General features: G+C 34.3%; 15 protein-coding genes. 12 read left to right on the top strand and 3 right to left on the bottom strand.

Annotated elements, in window-relative coordinates:
* The coding region (locus FPG59_RS06960) for an SIR2 family protein (protein WP_140344603.1) at positions 1-1,150 on the bottom strand (1,150 nt) is incomplete at its 3' end.
* A gap of 581 nt (positions 1,151-1,731) precedes the next feature.
* Here FPG59_RS06960 and FPG59_RS06955 point away from each other — a divergent pair.
* The gene (locus FPG59_RS06955) at positions 1,732-3,474 is read left to right on the top strand and encodes an alkaline phosphatase (RefSeq protein WP_086453900.1); all 1,743 of its coding nucleotides are present in this window, start codon (positions 1,732-1,734) and stop codon (positions 3,472-3,474) included.
* Between the two features lie 444 nt (positions 3,475-3,918).
* Entirely contained in the window at positions 3,919-4,641 is a 723-nt protein-coding gene (locus FPG59_RS06950) for a porin family protein (RefSeq protein WP_254906660.1), read from the top strand.
* Here FPG59_RS06950 and FPG59_RS06945 read toward each other — a convergent pair.
* Positions 4,636-5,241 (bottom strand): hypothetical protein, encoded by a 606-nt coding sequence (locus FPG59_RS06945; RefSeq protein WP_086453898.1) that lies wholly within the window; start codon positions 5,239-5,241, stop codon positions 4,636-4,638. The genes FPG59_RS06950 and FPG59_RS06945 overlap by 6 nt on opposite strands.
* A 181-nt stretch (positions 5,242-5,422) precedes the next feature.
* Between FPG59_RS06945 and FPG59_RS06940 the strand changes: the two genes are divergently transcribed.
* Positions 5,423-7,867, top strand: a complete 2,445-nt coding sequence (locus FPG59_RS06940; RefSeq protein WP_086453897.1) for a bifunctional UDP-N-acetylmuramoyl-tripeptide:D-alanyl-D-alanine ligase/alanine racemase — start codon at positions 5,423-5,425, stop codon at positions 7,865-7,867.
* Positions 7,868-7,957: 90 nt separating this feature from the next.
* On the top strand, positions 7,958-8,371 hold the full coding sequence (mscL, locus tag FPG59_RS06935; RefSeq protein WP_086453896.1) for a large conductance mechanosensitive channel protein MscL: 414 nt from the start codon (positions 7,958-7,960) through the stop codon (positions 8,369-8,371).
* Here mscL and FPG59_RS16540 read toward each other — a convergent pair.
* Complete coding sequence (locus FPG59_RS16540; RefSeq protein WP_176330706.1) at positions 8,349-8,507, bottom strand: hypothetical protein; 159 nt, start codon at positions 8,505-8,507, stop codon at positions 8,349-8,351. The genes mscL and FPG59_RS16540 overlap by 23 nt on opposite strands.
* Before the next feature lie 87 nt (positions 8,508-8,594).
* Between FPG59_RS16540 and FPG59_RS06930 the strand changes: the two genes are divergently transcribed.
* The 8 genes from FPG59_RS06930 to FPG59_RS06895 all read left to right on the top strand — a co-directional run.
* On the top strand, positions 8,595-9,584 hold the full coding sequence (locus FPG59_RS06930; protein ID WP_086453895.1) for an aspartate-semialdehyde dehydrogenase: 990 nt from the start codon (positions 8,595-8,597) through the stop codon (positions 9,582-9,584).
* 126 nt (positions 9,585-9,710) lie between these two features.
* On the top strand, positions 9,711-10,055 hold the full coding sequence (locus FPG59_RS06925; protein ID WP_140344602.1) for a hypothetical protein: 345 nt from the start codon (positions 9,711-9,713) through the stop codon (positions 10,053-10,055).
* 74 nt (positions 10,056-10,129) lie between these two features.
* A complete protein-coding gene (locus tag FPG59_RS06920) occupies positions 10,130-12,517 on the top strand; it encodes a TonB-dependent receptor (RefSeq protein WP_086453893.1) in 2,388 nt (795 codons plus the stop codon).
* Between the two features lie 23 nt (positions 12,518-12,540).
* The gene (locus tag FPG59_RS06915; protein ID WP_086453892.1) at positions 12,541-13,098 is read left to right on the top strand and encodes a type 1 periplasmic binding fold superfamily protein; all 558 of its coding nucleotides are present in this window, start codon (positions 12,541-12,543) and stop codon (positions 13,096-13,098) included.
* Positions 13,099-13,249: 151 nt separating this feature from the next.
* Entirely contained in the window at positions 13,250-14,263 is a 1,014-nt protein-coding gene (locus FPG59_RS06910) for a YhcG family protein (protein WP_086453891.1), read from the top strand.
* Between the two features lie 238 nt (positions 14,264-14,501).
* A complete protein-coding gene (locus tag FPG59_RS06905) occupies positions 14,502-16,601 on the top strand; it encodes a prolyl oligopeptidase family protein (RefSeq protein ID WP_303393803.1) in 2,100 nt (699 codons plus the stop codon).
* A 366-nt stretch (positions 16,602-16,967) separates the two neighbouring features.
* On the top strand, positions 16,968-18,191 hold the full coding sequence (locus FPG59_RS06900) for a DNA cytosine methyltransferase (protein WP_086453889.1): 1,224 nt from the start codon (positions 16,968-16,970) through the stop codon (positions 18,189-18,191).
* A partial coding sequence (locus FPG59_RS06895; protein ID WP_176330705.1) for an ATP-binding protein occupies positions 18,184-18,896 on the top strand: 713 nt, incomplete at its 3' end. The genes FPG59_RS06900 and FPG59_RS06895, both read left to right, overlap by 8 nt.

Raw genomic sequence — 18,896 nt, 5'->3', positions numbered from 1 at the left:
GTTCAAAACCGTCTTCAAAAATAAAATCGAATATTCCTTCTATGTTTGGACGCTTTCTTAAGTGGAACTTTGTAATATTTTCTTCATTTGCAAGTCTAATACCATTAAAAAAATGACTAAATTCTCTAATTATTTCTGAATCTAAAATGAAATCATCAAAACTGTTCCCATTTAAAGCCTTTAATATCCTCTCTCTTTTATCATCAGGTAATTCAAGATTAAATTTCATTTCAGTTTTCCCTATACCTTTTAATGAAGAAAATTTGCCAATATATAACGTATCATTGCGTTTACTAATTTGTAAGTCAATCTTGTTTAATTGTCCAAAATTAATGGCTGTGTCTGCGGTTCCATCACCTTTAGATAGGCCTGGAATGTAATTTAATTTTAAATCTTCGTATATCTCTTTAATCAAGTCTTCACCTGTACTTTCGATATAATTAATTTTAGACATTTCTAAAAATTTCCTCTTAGGTAAATAAATAGATGGTGATACGAAGAAAAGTTCTTTGCCATGATCACCCAATTCACGTAAAATTTTATTGAACATCACCATAATATTGGAATCTTCTAAAGAGTAACCGACAAATAAAATATGGTTTGATGCTAATCGATCTTTTACAGCGGTCCAAAAAACGGTCTCTACTTTATTTTCAATGAAAAAATTATTATAATCAGAGTTCGTAAGAATAATGTTTTTTGTGTCCGATAGATCACCATGTATTTTAAATAATAATTGCTTTTTTGAATCGATAATAGAATAATCTGAACTTCGTCGAATTACCTCTAAATTTTTGTTTGTTCTTTCAAAAAGGTCGTCATAATTGGTAGTTATCACAGTTTTTATTTGTGGTATTTTAGCAAGTATGTCATGTGTTTCAGTATTACTGGGCTCTTTATGAAACTCTTTCTTTAAAATCTCTATTAGGAAGTTTTTACTACCGTTTTTAAGATTATAGATATCTTCAGTTACTTGCAGTAAATTAGATGTTAGTTCAATTTCATCCTGTTGATTAGGAGTGAGCTTGTTATGCATTTTTTTAGCTAATTCCTTACCTGAAGGATATCCAGCATACATGGAAAAGCCTGCGCCGGCAAATAGCAACACTTCCTCTCTCCTTATTAACTCAAAAAGTCTTTCTTTTTCCATTTTTAACAATTATATCTCAATCTTATCAATTTCTTTCATAATCCTATCGGTCTCATGTAACGCCATAATAATCCTCTTATAATGTAGATTTCCTCAAAGGACAATTCTCTTTCCTTGCGGTCTTTGAGCCATTTTTGGGCGGGTTAAATTTCTTTATTTAAAACATCGTCCAATTAATAACAGTTTTAAAATCGTGGTATTTTAAATGCTGTTATCATTTTTTTTAGGTACTGATATGTAATGATGCTTTACTAAAGCGTTTGAAGGCTAAATGTAAGAAATTAAGAGTTGAATGTCATAATATCTTATCAACAAAAAAGAATTTGTGGTACAAACACAAAACGGGAGTAGGTTTTAATGAGATCTTTTTTTGTTGTTTTTGATCCCGATTGCGCGCAGTGAGATCTCGGTTTATAAAGTCAAAAGACTTTGTACTTTTCTTAAAAGATGTTTTAATTAATTTATATTTTGTTAATGTTGGTAACATTAGCGTCAACTATTGGTAATATATTGTTAAAGATTAGCAAATACTATGCTTGCATAGCATCGGTATATTTGTTAAAATTTTACAAAACTACACCATGAAATCCAATTTTAGCCGTCGTGATTTTCTTAAAAACTCTTTGTTGTTTTCAGGAGGAGTTTTATTAGCTCCCAATTTTATTAGTTGTTCTAAAGATGATGAACCAATCAATCAAGCACCGACTGATTTAAAACTATCTAATTTTAATGAAGGGGTTGCCAGTTTTGATCCAACTGCTACGAGTATTATTCTTTGGACTCGATACACTGCCAGTAAAAGTGGAAGCGTTAATTTATCTTGGGAAATCAGTACTGATGCTAAATTTAGTCAAGTTTTAAGACAAGGAAAGGTAGTGACAGATGAAACTCGAGATTTTACAATAGCTGTTGATGTGCAAGGATTGCCTTCGAACAAATCTTTTTATTATAGATTTTATAACGTGATGACCAAAGAAGTTTCGGTAATAGGGGAAACGATTACTTTGCCTTCCTCATCTGATACTATTTCGCAGGTAAGAATGGCAGTTTGTTCCTGTGCTAATTTTGCGGCTGGACTTTTTAATGTTTACGAAGCTATGGCAAAATCAGATGTTGATGTAATTGTACATTTAGGGGATTATATTTATGAATATGGTGCTGGTGAATATGGTACAAATCAATATACAAGTAGTTTAGGTAGAACGCATGTTCCTGCTAAAGAAATTATTACTTTAGATGACTATAGAGCACGTTATAAGCAATATAGAAAAGATGAAAAGTTAAAATTAGCACATCAAAAGAAACCTTTTATTGCGGTTTGGGATGATCATGAAATCACCAATGACACCTATAAAGATGGAGCACAAAATCATCAACCAAATGAAGGGGACTTCTCAGCAAGGAAATTAGCAGCTCTAAAAGCGTACAGCGAGTATATTCCGCTTAAAACAGGAAATGATAGCCGAATATATAGAGATTTCCATTTTGGAAATTTACTCTCTTTGTATATGCTAGACACTCGCGTTATTGCACGAGATAAGCAATTAGAATATGCTACTTACTTTTCTTCTAACGGTTCTTTTAATGCAACTGCTTTTCAAACTGATTTGTTAAATCCAAGTAGGCAGCTTTTAGGTGCAGAACAACTAGGCTGGTTGGGGTCTAAAATTGCATCGAGTACTTCAAAATGGCAGGTACTTGGTCAACAGGTTTTAATGACTAAAATGATGCTTCCGTCAGAACTTTTAATGCTAATGGCTCAAATTAATGGCGAAATTGATGCGCTGGGAAGCGCACAACCAGCTACTTTGCAAGCGTTTCAAGCATCAGTAGGAGGTTTAGTGACCATAAAATCAAGAATATTAGCGAATGATCCTACCGTAAGTGCAGCTGATAAATTGCGATTGTCTACTGTTTTACCTTATAATTTAGATGCTTGGGATGGTTATCCAGTAGAAAGAGAAAAGTTATTTGCTCTTTTGAACGGAAAAAAGATGGTTACATTAGCAGGAGATACGCACAATGCATGGCAAGGGGAATTAAAATCATCATCAAATAAAGTGGTAGGTTTAGAACTAGCAACTTCATCTGTTACTTCCCCAGGTTTAGAAACTTATTTGGGATTAGGTGGAACTCAATTAGCACAATTTGAACAAGCTTTAAATTTATTAATTGATGATTTAGAATATTCTAATTTGTCAAAAAGAGGGTATTTGAAAGCTACCTTCTCTGCATCAGATGTAAAAGCAGAATGGTTTTTTGCGACTACCGTTTTTGAGGAAGGTGCAACCGTAAATTTAGAAAAAACGATTACTAAGAGTTAAGAAGTTCTATTTTTCTCTTTCCTTTTAAGCCATAAATAATTTTTTAAATAAAATTGTTTATGGCTTTTTTTATTGAAGGCTATTTTCTGATTATCATTTTTTTTTCAAAAAAAATTCGATCTGGCTTACAAATACTTCCCACCTGTTCTCGTTTTCAACTATTGGCTACATACCTATAAAAAAGCCATAACGTTTGCAACGCGACTCACTAAATCCGCGTTCAGTCATTTATCAAGCAACATTTTAGATTTACAATATTTAAATTAACAGTATCAAATGTAAACTTAGGTGTTTTTTTATATACAATAGAGTTGCAACGAGAATATGTTGCAAATTATTTTAAACAGCAACAATTGTGTCCTTCATACCTAGGAAATACTATCTTTGTTAATAATGTTCTAGTGCAATGTAAAATGTATAATCCATTAAATTAAGTAGGATAGAATGATGAAAGTTCTAAAAAAATATAGAAACAGCTTTCTTGTGGGATGTATTTTTATTAGTATGTCTGCTTTTGGTCAAGAGAATCAAGTTCTTGAGGAAAAGGCAATTGTTAAGGTAGATTCGTTATACAGAGAAGATCAGTTTTATTTTGCTTTATCATACAACTCATTGGTAAACACACCTACAGGAGTGTCTCAAAATAAATTTTCTTCGGGTGTATCGTTGGGGTTTGTAAGAGACATGCCTATTAATGCTAATAGAACTTGGGCCATAGCCACAGGACTAGGATTTACATATAACAATTTCAATCAAAATCTTATAGTGAAGGAGCAAAATGGTGTTGTGGATTACCAACTCATTCCTGCCGATGTAAGTGTAGATAAAAACAAGTTTTCTCAACTGTCAGTGGATGTGCCTATAGAATTAAGATGGCGCACATCTAATTATGAAAGTCATAAGTTTTGGCGCATTTATACGGGTTTAAAATTTAGTTATTTGTTGTATGATCGTTCCCTTTTTAACGGAAGTCAAGAGCGTATTGTAGTTCAAAACAATGCTGATTTTAATGCACTTCAGTACGGGACGTATCTTGCTGCAGGCTACAACACTGTAAATTTATATATGTATTATGGTTTAAATCCTTTGTTTCAAAAAGCAACATTAAATGGTGCTTCTGTAAACATGAGAGCGTTTAATTTGGGAGTTATATTTTATATTTTATAACCACAAAAACAATAAAAATAATTGCGGTACAGCGCCTAATGCAAAACCAATAACGAGTTCTTTATAAGTGTGCGCGTTCATTACCAATCGGGACGATGCTATAAGTCCGTTCAATAAAATGAGTAATGCAACGGTAATTGTATTTTGCAATTGCAAATGCATACTTAAACCTATAATAAAAACAGTCAAAGAGCTTATGCTTAGTAGGTGTAAGCTTGCTTTAATGTTCATAAAAAGCAAGAGTAATGCCATTAAACTACTAAAAAGCCCGCCAATTAAAAAGAAATGCAATTCAGGATAACGATTAATCACGATTGTGTTTTTGACTAGCAAAATAATTAAAAAACAATGCAATAATAACGGAATCTTTCGTTGTGCAATTTTATAAACCATTACAGAATCAATTTGTCCAGAAACCTTTAGGATGAAAAATCCCAAAATAGGAATACACAAGGTTAATAAAGCCACTTGAAAGAGCACAAATAATTTTTCTTGAAACTGAAACGTGTTTCCACTATACCACATATATAGTAAAGCTGCTATAGTTGGTATAAAAACAGGGTGAAAGATATAAGAGAAAACAGGAAGAATTTTTTTCAAGACAGTTTTTTTTTGAAAACAAATATAATGAATCTTATAAGTGTAAAAAATACCCTTTTTCTTTTGCTACTTGTTTTTTGAATTCTAGAAGCTTTATCCTAGAAAGAGCGTATTATTTTTGTGTATTTTTGATAAAAATTAATGCTTAATTGCAATTTTAAGCAAGATAATAAGGAGAACTATGAGTCAAAAAATTCTAGCAAGTTTGCAAACAATTCAATCCGTGCGTCATGGCGATTTTGATAATGATGACTTAGATGCGGTTTCTATTGATAGTCGATCGTTACAAAACGGAGTTCAAACGCTTTTTTTTGCTTTGGTTGGCGTGCAGCATGACGCGCATGACTACATAGATGATCTTATTGTATCGGGAGTTCAAAACTTTGTTGTCACTTTTATCCCAAAAGACTGCGAAGGAAAAGCTAATTTTTATGTTGTTTCTAATACGATGACGGCCTTACAAGAATTTGCTGCATATTACAGAGCGCTTTTTCAAATTCCAGTTATTGGGTTAACCGGTAGCAACGGAAAGACTATTGTTAAAGAATGGCTCAATTTTTTATTGGCCCCAGATTATAATATTATTCGAAGTCCAAAAAGTTATAACTCACAAGTTGGCGTGCCTTTGTCTGTAATGGCAATCAATGAAAAGCACAATTTAGGTATTTTTGAGGCAGGTATTTCAACTCGTGGCGAAATGAAAAATTTAGAAAAAATCATCAAGCCTACCATAGGAGTGCTCACCAATATAGGTACTGCACATGACGAAGGATTTACCAATACAACTGAAAAAATTAAAGAGAAACTATTATTGTTTCAAAATGCTGATGTACTAATTTATAATAAAAAAGAAACTGTTGAAGAGCACTTACAGCCAGACTTACAAAGATTCTCTTGGAGTTTTTCAGACCCCTTAGCAACCGTACTTGTTACTAAAGAAGTGAAGGATTCCAATACTATTTTACACATTCATTACGGAGAAGTGGTTTTTGATGTCAAAATTCCTTTTTTTGATGAAGCTTCAATTGAAAATGCCATTTCTTGTATTTTAGTTTTGTTGTTTTTACATGTTGAGGTCAATACTATTCAGGAGCGTACAGCGCAATTATATCCTGTTGAAATGCGATTGAAATTAAAAAATGGCATCAACAACTGCAATATTATTGATGATAGTTATAGTAGTGATTTCCAGTCATTGAAAATTGCATTGGACTTTCTTGAAAATCAAAAACAGTCTAAGAAAAAGACTTTGATTTTATCGGATATTTTTCAAAGCGGTTTGTCTCTTGAGGAGTTGTATGATAAAGTTTCGCATCTCATCAAAGTCAATAATATTGATCGGGTAATCGCTATTGGTGAAACTATTAGTAGATTTCAAGATAAGTTTATCAATGCTCTTTTTTACAAAACTACAGCCGAGTTTATTGCCGATATAGCACAACTAGATTTTTATAATGAAACCATTTTAATAAAAGGAGCTAGAGCATTTCAATTTGAAGAAATAGTGTATTTACTCGAGGAGAAAACACATGAAACTGTTTTAGAAATCAATTTGAATGCCATCACGCACAACCTAAATTTTTTCAAAGCTAAGCTTAAGCCAAATGTAAAAATTATGGTAATGGTCAAGGCTTTTGGATATGGTAATGGCGGTCTTGAAATTGCAAAATTGTTAGAATTTAATAAAGTAAACTACCTAGGTGTGGCCTTTGCAGATGAGGGAATAGCATTGAAAAAAGGCGGTATTAAAGTTCCTATTATGGTTCTTAATCCAGAAAGCACCAGTTTTTCAGCAATTATCAAACATAAATTAGAACCAGAAATTTACAGTCTAAAAGGACTTTATGCCTTTTTAAAAATTGCCAACCAAAAAGGATTGGAGAATTTCCCCATTCACATTAAGATGGATACTGGAATGCATCGATTGGGTTTTGAAGCGGCTACAATAGACGAATTGATTTTGGCTTTGCAAGGAAACAAAACAGTGCAGGTCAAAAGTATTTTATCACATTTAGCAACCAGTGATGATCCTTCTCAACATGATTTTGCTCGATCACAAATAACACTTTTTGAGCAACTATCTTCAAAACTGATGGCTAAATTGCCGAATGTTCCATTGCGACACATCTTGAACACTTCTGGAATTAGTAATTTTCAAGATGCTCAATATGATATGGTTCGGTTAGGAATTGGTTTGTATGGAGTTTCAAATGATAGTGAAGAACAACTTAAACTTGAAAATGTAGGGACACTTAAATCCATAATTTCACAATTACGTACTATTAAAACAGGAGAAAGCGTAGGGTATGGCAGGCGATTTGTAGCTTCAAAAAACACAGTAATTGCCACGATACCTATTGGTTACGCAGATGGAATTTCACGAGGATTGGGCAATGGTGTAGGTCATGTACTAGTGCGCAATACTAAAGCGGCCATTGTGGGTAGTGTGTGCATGGATATGTTGATGGTTGATGTGACTGGAATTGATTGTAAAGAAGGAGATGTAGTGGTGCTTTTTGGAGAGCAGCTCAGAGTGAATGAAATTGCAGAAAAACTCAATACGATACCGTATGAAATATTAACGAATGTATCTCAACGGGTAAAACGTGTCTTTTATAGAGAATAGTTATAATTTTGTTAATTTTCTGCTTATTTGCATTAAAAATTTATTTAAGTTCGTAGTCACAAACAAATATTAACTTAAATTTAAATTATTATGGGATTTTTTAGTGATTTCAAAGCTTCTTTGATGAAAGGTGATGTACTAAGTCTTGCTACTGCTGTAGTAATGGGTGGTGCTTTTGGTAAAATTGTTGGATCTGCTGTTGATGACGTAATTATGCCAATAGTTGGTTTAGTAACGGGCGGAATAGATTTTACACAAAAATTTGTAGCTTTAAACGGGAATTCTTATCCAGATTTAGCTGCTGCAAAAGCTGCTGGTGCTGCCGTAATTACGTATGGTAATTTAGTACAAGCAATTATTAATTTTGTAATTATTGCTTTCTTTATTTTTGTAGTGTTAAGAGCTGCTGAAAAAGCTAAAAAGAAAGAAGAAGTTGTAGCTGCTCCTGCTGGTCCTACTCAAGAAGAGTTGTTAACTCAAATTAGAGATTTATTAAAAAAGTAATTTCCGCTACATTATATATTCTAACTAAACCGCCACGTAATAATGGCGGTTTTTCTTTGTTTAAATTTGCTTCTGCATTTGTGTTTTGGCATAAGCCAAATGGAGCATGTTTAATAAAAAGTTTGTTTTGTAACATTTTGTTATTTTTTGTGAACGGTATTGAAATGTTTTCAATATTAATTACTTTTGTTTTTCAAATGTAAACCTAGAAAAAACACATACGATGAAAATAGCAGTTGTAGGAGCCACAGGAATGGTAGGCGAGATCATGTTGAAAGTTTTAGCTGAAAGAAACTTTCCAGTAACAGAATTAATTCCAGTAGCATCAGAACGTTCTGTAGGGAAAGAGATTGATTTTAAAGGCCAAAAATATACTGTTGTGGGCTTGCAAACTGCTGTTGACATGAAAGCAGATATTGCTTTATTTTCAGCTGGAGGAGAAACTTCTTTGGAGTGGGCTCCAAAATTTGCTGCGGCCGGAACTACGGTTATTGACAACTCTTCGGCCTGGAGAATGGATCCTACCAAAAAACTTATTGTTCCAGAGATTAATGCGGGTCAACTTACGGCTGATGATAAAATTATCGCCAATCCAAACTGTTCGACTATTCAAATGGTCTTGGTATTAGCGCCATTGCACCGTAAATACAATATCAAACGTGTGATTGTTTCTACTTACCAATCGATCACCGGAACAGGAGTTAAGGCAGTACAACAATTAGAGAACGAGTATGCAGGCATTCAAGGTGAAATGGCCTATAAGTATCCTATTCACCGCAATGCGATTCCACAATGTGACTCTTTTGAGGAAAACGGTTATACCAAAGAAGAGATGAAATTGGTTCGCGAAACACAAAAAATATTAGATGATAGAACAATTGCTGTAACAGCTACTGCGGTCCGTGTTCCTGTTGTAGGCGGACATAGTGAGGCTGTGAATGTGGAGTTCACAAACGACTTTGATGTGAGTGAGGTGAGATCTATTTTACACCACACTGATGGAGTTGTTCTTCAAGATAACATTGATGCTTTTACTTATCCAATGCCACTTTATGCCGAAGGGAAAGACGCTGTTTTTGTGGGTAGAATTCGTCGAGATGAAAGTCAAGAAAACACTTTAAATATGTGGATTGTTGCAGATAACTTGCGTAAAGGAGCTGCTACAAATACCGTTCAAATTGCTGAATATTTAGTTGCTAATAATTTGGTATAATCCTGTTACGTATTTTACTAAGCACTTTTTGAAACGTGCAAAACTTTATAATCCATTTGTTTTTAAAAATGTAAATTTTTTGAAACAAATGGATTTTTTAGTGAAGGATTGCTATATTTGCGATTCATGAAAAAGAAACTTTCTATATTGCGTTTGCTTTTTACGATTTCAGTATTGGTATCCATGCTGTTTCAATCGTTGCACAAGTATGAGCATATAGCACAACAACTTGCTCATGTAGAATGTGTTCATGAAAAAGGAGAAGGTCCAGAAATTACACACCAGCACCACAGTTTTGAATTGTGTGGTGTGTGTGATTATAAATTAAGCGGTTTTATTTCGCAAGATTTTTTATCTCTTGACACTTTTCATTTTGACAACTTTAAAAACACAATAGATGCAGAGTCTTTTGTATCTATTTCCTATTTTAAAGGAAGCCTTTTCGGGCTTAGAGCTCCCCCTTTAGTTTAAAATTAGTACACACAACAATAGCATTTTCATATCTTGGAAATGCAAGGGATGTTTATATATTTTGAACAATAAAAATGCACACAAAAAACTTTCTGTTTTTCTGTATCTCTTTGTTTTGCACCATTGGTTTTGCGCAAAGCACAGTACGCGGAAAAATAACTACTACAGCTGGAATACCACTTTCTGGAAGTCACATACATATTGGTAAAAAGACAGTATCCTCAGATGCTGCGGGTAATTATGTCATTAAAAAACTGCCTTTGGGTAGCCAAAGAATATTTGTTTCTTACATAGGTTTTCAATCTGTGGATACGCTTGTTACTTTATCGGGTGACCAAGTATTTGATTTTGTTTTAAAAGAAAAAGCCGATGACCTTCAAGAAGTGATTGTGAGGCAAAAAATAAATACGCTCAATAAATCCTTATTGGAACAAAAAATTAAAACAGAAACTATTGAAAAATATAGCAATCAAACATTAGGAGATTTACTTAAAGAGGTAGCGGGTGTTTCAAGTTTAAAAACAGGAAGTAATGTTGTAAAACCAATGATTAACGGATTGTTTGGGAGTCGCGTTCCTCTAATTAATAACAACGTACGTTTGCAAGATCAAGAATGGGGAACAGAACACGCTCCTAATTTTGACGTGAATGCTGCGGGAAAAATTACGGTAATCAAGGGTGCATCGGGCTTGCAATATGGTGGTGATGCCGTGGGTGGCTTAGTTATTATTGAGCCTATTCAGGTAAAAAAAGACACGCTTTATGGGAAATCAATAGTGAATCTAGCCTCAAACGGTAGAGGTGGTTCTATTAGTTCTAGTTTGCACAAAGGGAACGAAAAGGGATGGAGTTGGAACGTATTAGGAACATTTAAATATGCTGGTGATAGAGAAGCTCCAGATTATGTATTATCTAATACAGGAAATAGGGAAGCAAATTTCTCTGGAGATTTAAAATTCACAGGTAAAAAGTATGACTTTGCTGGTTTTTATAGCTATTACAATACTACTATTGGGATTTTGAGCGCTTCACACATTGGTAATGTTAATGATTTGTACAACGCAATAACGAATAAAGTTCCTGCTTTGGTCAATGATTTTACCTATTCTATTAAAAATCCTAAGCAAGAAGTACAACATCACTTGGCAAAGCTGAATTATAACTATTTTTTCAATGAAACGGCTTCATTGGGGGTACAGTATTCTTTTCAGTTTAACAAAAGGTTCGAATTTGATTTACGCAGAGGCGAAAATAAAAACAAACCAGCACTTGATCTTGAGTTAGCAACTCATGCCATTAATGTTGATTATAAAAAAGTACTGCATGACTGGACATTAAAGACGGGAACGGTAGCTGCATTTCAAAATAATTTTGCGAATATAGTCACTACAAATGTTAACCCTTTGATCCCAACATACAACAAAATAGATTGGGGAACATACGGCATTGCAACCTATGACGTTTCTGAAAGTTTAGTCTTTGATGCAGGACTTCGGTATGATTATTCTCAAGTAGATGCTGCCAAGTTTTATTTAAAATCAAGATGGAATGAACGTGGTTATCAATCGCAGTTTTCACGTTTTATAACTGGCGAAGATGGAGATAAATGGCTCGTAAAGCCCAGCTTTGCTTTTCACAACCTATCAAGTAGTGTGGGATTTCACAAAGAATTTGATAAAGATTTAAATTGGTATGCCAATGTTAGTTTGGCTACAAGAAATCCAAACCCATCGGAGTTTTTTAGTGATGGTTTGCATCATTCTACTGGAGTTATAGAGATAGGAGACTTAGCATTAAGAAAAGAACAATCTACTAAGTTTTCTACAACGCTCCAAAAAAAATGGACTGCTTTTTCTGTTGAGGTAAACCCGTATATCAATTACATTCGTAATTTTATGTTCTTGCGTCCAGTGGGTTTTGAGAATACCATTCGTGGTGCGTTTCCAGTGTGGGATTACCAGCAAACTAATGCGCAATTAGCAGGTCTTGATGTGCAAACCCATTGGAAAATAAACAACAACTGGCAACATGATTTTACAATGTCTTATGTAAACGGCAAAGACATCTCAAATAGAGAAGCCTTGATAGACATTCCGCCATTTGCCATGACTCAAAAAGTGCAGTTTTCAAAACCAAGTTGGATGAACCTAAAACTGGAGCTAAAGTATGAAGCACTCCTAAGGCAGAACAGATTTCCTAATAATAATTTTGAAACAAATATTATTGTAAACAATGAGTTGTTTCCGGTTCAGGTAGATATCAGTACACCGCCAGATGGTTTTCAATTGTTTCATTTTTACTCCGAAATTAAGTTCAAAAGTATTGGTAAAACCCAGACAACCTTAGCGTTTTCTGTTCAAAATATAACAAACACCACGTACAGGGACTACTTAAACAGACAGCGTTTTTTTGCTGACGAGATGGGTAGAAACTTCCAAATTCAATTAAAATTCAATTATTAAAAAATTAAAAAAAATAACAAATCATGAAAAATTCAAAATTCGCAGCAGTAGCATTAATAGCTCTTTTTTCTTTTACATCTTGTGAAAAAGATGATCCTATTGCAGTAAATGAGGAAGAATTAATAACTACAGTGACTACAACACTTGTGGCTGGAAATCAAACGGTAACATTAACCTCAAAAGATCTTGATGGGGTTGGGCCAAATGCACCCGTTGTAACCGTATCAGGCGATTTACTTGTGAATACTACTTATACAGGAAGTACCACTTTCTTAAATGAGTCGGTTACGCCAGTAGATAACATCACTGCCGAGGTTAAAGAAGAGGGTTATGAGCACCAATTGTTCTATCAAGCGCCTACTACAATAGGAGTTTTCACGTATACAGATGCGGACAAAAACGGAAAACCTGTTGGGTTAACTTTTTCATTAAGAACAGCAGCAGCTCCAGCAACTGGAACCTTAACAGTAGTACTTAGACACGAACCAAACAAAGACGCTGCAGGAGTAGCTACTGGATCAATCACTAATGCAGGCGGTGCCACAGATGCTCAGGTGACTTTCCCAGTTCAAGTTAAATAAGGTTAAAACCAATTTATACCCAAAAAAACGCTACCCGAAAGAGTAGCGTTTTTTTTGGTTTATGTGCAAAAAATACGGGTTACTATTTCAGTTCTTTTTTTCGTATTATTGTATGTGTAATCGAGTTAAATTTTTATAATCCAAAATAACGATGCTACAAAACCAATCTGTAATTCCTGATATTAAAGCCATTATAGCAGCTTCAAAAGACAAAGCAATTAGAGCAGTTGACAATGAAAGAACCTTGATGTACTGGCATATTGGGCAACGTATTTTCGAGGAAGAACAAAACGGAAAGGACCGTGCTGATTATGGGACTTATTTAATTAAATTTCTTTCACAACAATTACAGCCAGAATATGGAAGTGGTTTTTCTTATCGCCAATTAAATTGGTATCGCCAATTTTATCGCACTTTTCCAATTGTGTCCGCACTGCGGACACAATTGAGTTGGACACAATATAAATTCCTTTTGGCAATTGAGAATACAGATAAAAGAGAGTTTTATGTTGCGGAAAGCGTAAAAAATAATTGGACGTCAAGACAACTCGAACGTCAAATCAACAGTAGTTTATACGAACGTCTTTTAATGAGCAATGATAAAGAAAGCGTACTCGCTGTTGCCAAAAATGAAAAACTGCCTTCAGATGCTAAAGAGATTATAAAAGACCCGATGTATCTTGAATTTCTGGGGTTAAAACGAGAAGCGGCTTACTATGAAAAAGATTTAGAAAGTGCTATAATTACTCATTTGCAAGATTTTTTATTGGAACTAGGAAATGGTTTTTCATTTGTCGCAAGACAAAAAAGAATACACATTGATGGCGATGAATTTTTTACAGACTTAGTTTTTTATAATCGAATATTACAATGCTTTGTCATTATCGAAATCAAAACAGATAAACTTACGCATCAAGATATAGGGCAATTACAGATGTATGTGAATTATTACGATCGAGTAGAAAAACTACCCCATGAAAATCCAACTATTGGTATTTTGCTTTGTGCAAATAAAAATGACGGCGTTGTAAAATTTACGCTGCCGGAAAACGAGAAAAATATTGTAGCCAGTCAATATAAACTATACCTGCCTACTGAGCAACAGCTGCTGGAAGCTGTAAATATAGAATTGCAAAATTTTGAGGAAGCCAAAGAAAAAAATTAAGTAAACGACAGAACTGTAGAAAATACTTTACTCGAAAGAGTAGTTTTTTTTAGTTTTATTTAAGACTTTTCCACCTTTACCACACTAACTATTTCCTTATTTTTGTAACAACCTAAAAAAATAACTAATGAAATGAGCATGAAGGTAATTGGGTCGCAAGCACCAATGATCATATGCGAATTACATATGACCGATGAAAAACAAAAAATAGAAACATATGAATAAATCCTTTTTAATAATGGCTGTAACCTCTGCAATGGCAACTTTTGGCCAAAATAAAAACGAAAAAATAACATACCCAACGACCAACAAAGGTACTACGGTAGATGCTTATTTTGATGCAAAAGTCCCAGATCCATACCGTTGGCTAGAAGATGATAAATCAGCCGAGACAGGTGCTTGGGTCAAAGCCCAAAACGAAGTAACCTACGGGTATCTCAACCAAATTCCGTTTCGTGATGCGTTAAAAGCAAGAATGGAAAAACTGTGGAATTACGAAAAAATAGGAGCGCCTTTCAAAGAAGGGAATTTCACGTATTACTATAAAAACAACGGTTTGCAAAACCAGTCGGTGTTGTATAGAAAAGATGCCAAAGGAACCGAAACGGTTTTCTTAGATCCCAACACCTTTTCTAAAGACGGAACCACATCACTTGGCGGATTGGATTTTTCCAAAGACGGTTCAAAAGTAGCCTATGCCATCTCAGAAGGTGGAAGCGACTGGCGAAAAGTAATCATCATGGATGCCATTACCAATACAATTATTGAAGACACCATTGTCGATGTAAAATTCAGCGGCGTGTCTTGGAGAGGAAACGAAGGGTTCTACTATTCCAGTTATGACAAACCAAAAGGAAGTGAATTATCAGCAAAAACAGATCAGCACAAACTCTATTTTCATAAATTAGGCACAGCTCAAAAAGACGATCAAATTATCTTTGGTGCCGATCAAAAACGCCGTTATGTAGGCGGTGGCGTGACCGAAGACGACCGCTACCTTGTAATATCAGCCGCAAACTCTACCTATGGGAACGAGTTATACATTAAAGATTTAACAAAACCCAACAGCCCTATTGTAACTATTGTAGATAATTTTAAAAGTGACAACAACATAATTGAAAACGAAGGCGGAAAATTATTCATAGAAACTGATTTGAATGCGCCCAACAAACGCATTGTTACCGTGGATATCAAAAACCCAAAACCAGAAAACTGGAAAGACTTCATTCCAGAAACAGAGAACGTTTTAGCACCATCAACAGGTGGCGGTTATTTCTTTGCAAATTACATGAAAGATGCTGTTTCATTGGTAAAACAATATGATTACACAGGAAAATTGATACGCGAAATCAAACTGCCAGGAGTAGGAACAGCGGGCGGTTTTGGCGGAAAGAAAAAAGAGAAAAACCTTTATTTCTCGTTTACAAATTATATAACACCGGGTTCCATTTTTAGTTTAGATACACAAACAGGAACCTCTGTTGTATATGAAAAACCAAAAGTAGATTTCAATACGGATCTGTATGAGTCTAAACAAGTGTTTTATACCTCAAAAGACGGTACGAAAATCCCAATGATCATCACCCACAAAAAAGGATTAAAACTAGACGGGACAAATCCAACCATGCTTTACGGATATGGCGGATTCAATGCGAGCTTGACACCAAGTTTTAGCATAGCCAATGCCATCTGGATGGAAAACGGAGGCGTATATGCCGTACCCAACTTACGCGGTGGTGGCGAATACGGAAAAAAATGGCATGATGCCGGAACCAAAATGCAAAAGCAAAACGTATTTGATGATTTCATTGCAGCAGCCGAATATTTAATTGCACAAAAATACACCTCTTCACAATACTTAGCCATTCGTGGTGGGTCAAACGGAGGTTTGTTAGTAGGCGCTACCATGACACAACGCCCAGAATTAATGAAGGTAGCCTTGCCAGCAGTAGGTGTGATGGACATGTTGCGCTACCATACCTTTACCGCAGGAGCAGGTTGGGCGTATGATTACGGAACAGCTCAGGACAGCAAAGAAATGTTCAACTACATTCAAGGATATTCACCGGTACACAACGTAAAAACAGGAACCCAGTACCCAGCCACTATGGTTACTACAGGAGATCATGATGATAGAGTAGTTCCGGCACACAGCTTTAAGTTTGCTGCCGAGTTGCAAGAAAAACAAGCAGGAACAAACCCAACCCTTATTCGCATAGACATCAATGCAGGACACGGCGCCGGAAAATCAGTAGCAGCAACCATACAAGAAAACGTAGACATACAAGCCTTTACGCTCTACAATATGGGGATTATGACCATCCCTGCAAGTAAATAAAAGCAACAGAGGTACGGTGCGGTTACTCTTTTTTAGGAGCTTAATCCTGCTATCCGTTACAATCTTTATATCCGCCGAAAAGGCGGAAATAAAGGATTTTCACTTCAAATGGAATTCACTGAACTCCTATGGAAATAAAAGTATAGTGAAGTAATCAGGGCTAGGGCATTCAACTCCTCAGACGATTGTCTTCACGAAGAACAAAGCCATAACCACACAAATTTCAAAAAACGCTATTCGAAAGAGTAGCGTTTTTTTTTGTTGAAAGAATTTTTCATATAAAATTTTACTTACGTAAAAGATTTTATCATTAAATCCAGGTTAATATTTTTTTTATTAATAAATTTGAATGCTTTACAAATTTTCATGAAAAATAAATTTACCTACATAGATCTTTTTGCGGGTTGTGGCGGATTATCACTAGGGTTGCATCAAGCTGGATGGCAAGGAATTTTTGCTGTTGAGAAAAGTCCTGATGCTTTTAAAACTTTAGAGTACAATTTAATTGACAATAAAAATCATTTTGATTGGCCACAATGGTTACCTAAAAAGGCACTTGAAATAAACTCAGTTCTTAATAATTACAATTCTAATTTAGAAAAACTTAAAGGAAAAGTTACAATGATTGCTGGTGGGCCGCCTTGTCAAGGCTTTTCTATGGCAGGAAAGCGAAATGAGTTTGATTTGCGAAACGACCTTATAAATTCTTATATCAATTTTGTAAAAATTGTTGAACCTAAAATTATTTTCTTTGAAAATGTAAAAGGCTTTACAATGGAGTTCAAGAAAAATAAAGAAAAAGGAATTGCATATTCCTCACAAGTTACCCAAAAGCTTGATGAAGCAGGATATTATGTCAAAGGGCAATTAGTAAATTTTGGCGAATATGGTGTTCCTCAAAAAAGAACTCGTTTTATTCTTGTAGGCATTAAAAAAACATTAAAAAAAGCCTCCCAAGAAAAAGCCGAAAGCTTTTTTGACTTTTTAAAAGAAAATCGCTTTGATTTTTTAAAAGCCAAAGGCCTAAACGTAGAAACTAATTTACAAGATGCAATTTCTGATTTGTTCAAAGGAAACGGATTAAAAGAAACTCCAGACTTTCCAAGTTTTCAATCTGGAATTTACGGAAAAGAAAAAGGAAATTATCAAAAGCTTATGCGCGAGGGGATTAATAACACCATTGCAGATAGTCACCGTTTTCCAAAACATTCTCCAGAAATCATTGAAAGATTTAAAAACATACTCGAAGAAACGAAAGATAGAAGAAATTTAAATATCAGTAAATTAATTCAAGAAAAGTATAGTATTAAAAAACGTACGGTTATTCCTTTGAATAGTATAGATAAAACTCCAACTATCACTACGTTACCAGATGATTACATACACTATCTAGAACCAAGAATATTGACAGTTCGTGAATATGCACGTATTCAATCATTTCCTGACTGGTATAAATTTCAAGGAAAATATACCACAGGTGGAAAATTAAGAACCCAAGAAGTACCAAGATATACTCAAATAGGAAATGCAATTCCACCATTATTTAGTGAACAAAGTGGTTTGATTCTAAAACAACTTATAAATGGATGATTTATTTTTTTCAGTAAAAACTGGTATCAAAAGTATTGTTGGTAAAGACCTTATTACCGATGATAATATAGCTGTTTTTGAATTAGTTAAAAATTCGTATGATGCTCATGCAAGAAAGGTTATTATTACATTTGAAGATGATAGAATAATTATTGCAGACAACGGTAAAGGAATGTCCTTAAAAGACATTAAAGATAAATGGCTAGCATTGGCTTATTCAGCAAAAAAAGACGGTAGCGAAGATAATTTTGAAGAAGAAGATAAGAGAGAATCATATAGAGATAAAATTCAAGAAAAGAGATTTTATGCTGGAGCGAAAGGAATTGGTAGATTTTCGAGCGATAGATTAGGAACTTCATTGAGATTGGTCACAAAAACAAATAACACAAATAGTTACGAGCAATTAGACGTAAATTGGAAAGACTTTGAAAAAAACGATAAAGAAGACTTTATTAAAATTAATGTACCTCACAAAAGTTTAAATGATTATCCAGCGTCTTTTCCCGATAATTCCAGACATGGAACTATTTTAGAAATTTATCATACAAAAATATGGCACAGAAAAACAATAAAAGAATTAAAGCATTCACTTGAAAAATTAATCAATCCTTTTTCAGAAACTAATGATTTTGAAATTGAAATAATTTGTAAAAGAGAGTTGGAACTTGATAAAAAAGGAATTGATGAACAAGGCAAGCCTATTAT

Source organism: Flavobacterium sp. FPG59 (assembly GCF_002150205.1).
Classification (GTDB): Bacteria; Bacteroidota; Bacteroidia; order Flavobacteriales; family Flavobacteriaceae; genus Flavobacterium.
The sequence above is the reverse complement of the archived record's forward strand: the minus strand, read 5'-3'. Positions and strand labels throughout refer to the sequence as shown.

What these genes read in the sequence shown, in the direction of transcription:
- FPG59_RS06925 (WP_140344602.1), top strand. Translation starts at nt 9,711, where the DNA reads ATGAAAAAGAAACTTTCTATATTGCGTTTGCTTTTTACGATTTCAGTA.
- FPG59_RS06920 (WP_086453893.1), top strand. Translation starts at nt 10,130, where the DNA reads ATGCACACAAAAAACTTTCTGTTTTTCTGTATCTCTTTGTTTTGCACC.
- mscL (WP_086453896.1), top strand. Translation starts at nt 7,958, where the DNA reads ATGGGATTTTTTAGTGATTTCAAAGCTTCTTTGATGAAAGGTGATGTA.
- FPG59_RS06940 (WP_086453897.1), top strand. Translation starts at nt 5,423, where the DNA reads ATGAGTCAAAAAATTCTAGCAAGTTTGCAAACAATTCAATCCGTGCGT.
- FPG59_RS06915 (WP_086453892.1), top strand. Translation starts at nt 12,541, where the DNA reads ATGAAAAATTCAAAATTCGCAGCAGTAGCATTAATAGCTCTTTTTTCT.
- FPG59_RS06900 (WP_086453889.1), top strand. Translation starts at nt 16,968, where the DNA reads ATGAAAAATAAATTTACCTACATAGATCTTTTTGCGGGTTGTGGCGGA.
- FPG59_RS06950 (WP_254906660.1), top strand. Translation starts at nt 3,919, where the DNA reads ATGATGAAAGTTCTAAAAAAATATAGAAACAGCTTTCTTGTGGGATGT.
- FPG59_RS06905 (WP_303393803.1), top strand. Translation starts at nt 14,502, where the DNA reads ATGGCTGTAACCTCTGCAATGGCAACTTTTGGCCAAAATAAAAACGAA.
- FPG59_RS16540 (WP_176330706.1), bottom strand. Translation starts at nt 8,507, where the DNA reads ATGTTACAAAACAAACTTTTTATTAAACATGCTCCATTTGGCTTATGC.
- FPG59_RS06930 (WP_086453895.1), top strand. Translation starts at nt 8,595, where the DNA reads ATGAAAATAGCAGTTGTAGGAGCCACAGGAATGGTAGGCGAGATCATG.
- FPG59_RS06910 (WP_086453891.1), top strand. Translation starts at nt 13,250, where the DNA reads ATGCTACAAAACCAATCTGTAATTCCTGATATTAAAGCCATTATAGCA.
- FPG59_RS06955 (WP_086453900.1), top strand. Translation starts at nt 1,732, where the DNA reads ATGAAATCCAATTTTAGCCGTCGTGATTTTCTTAAAAACTCTTTGTTG.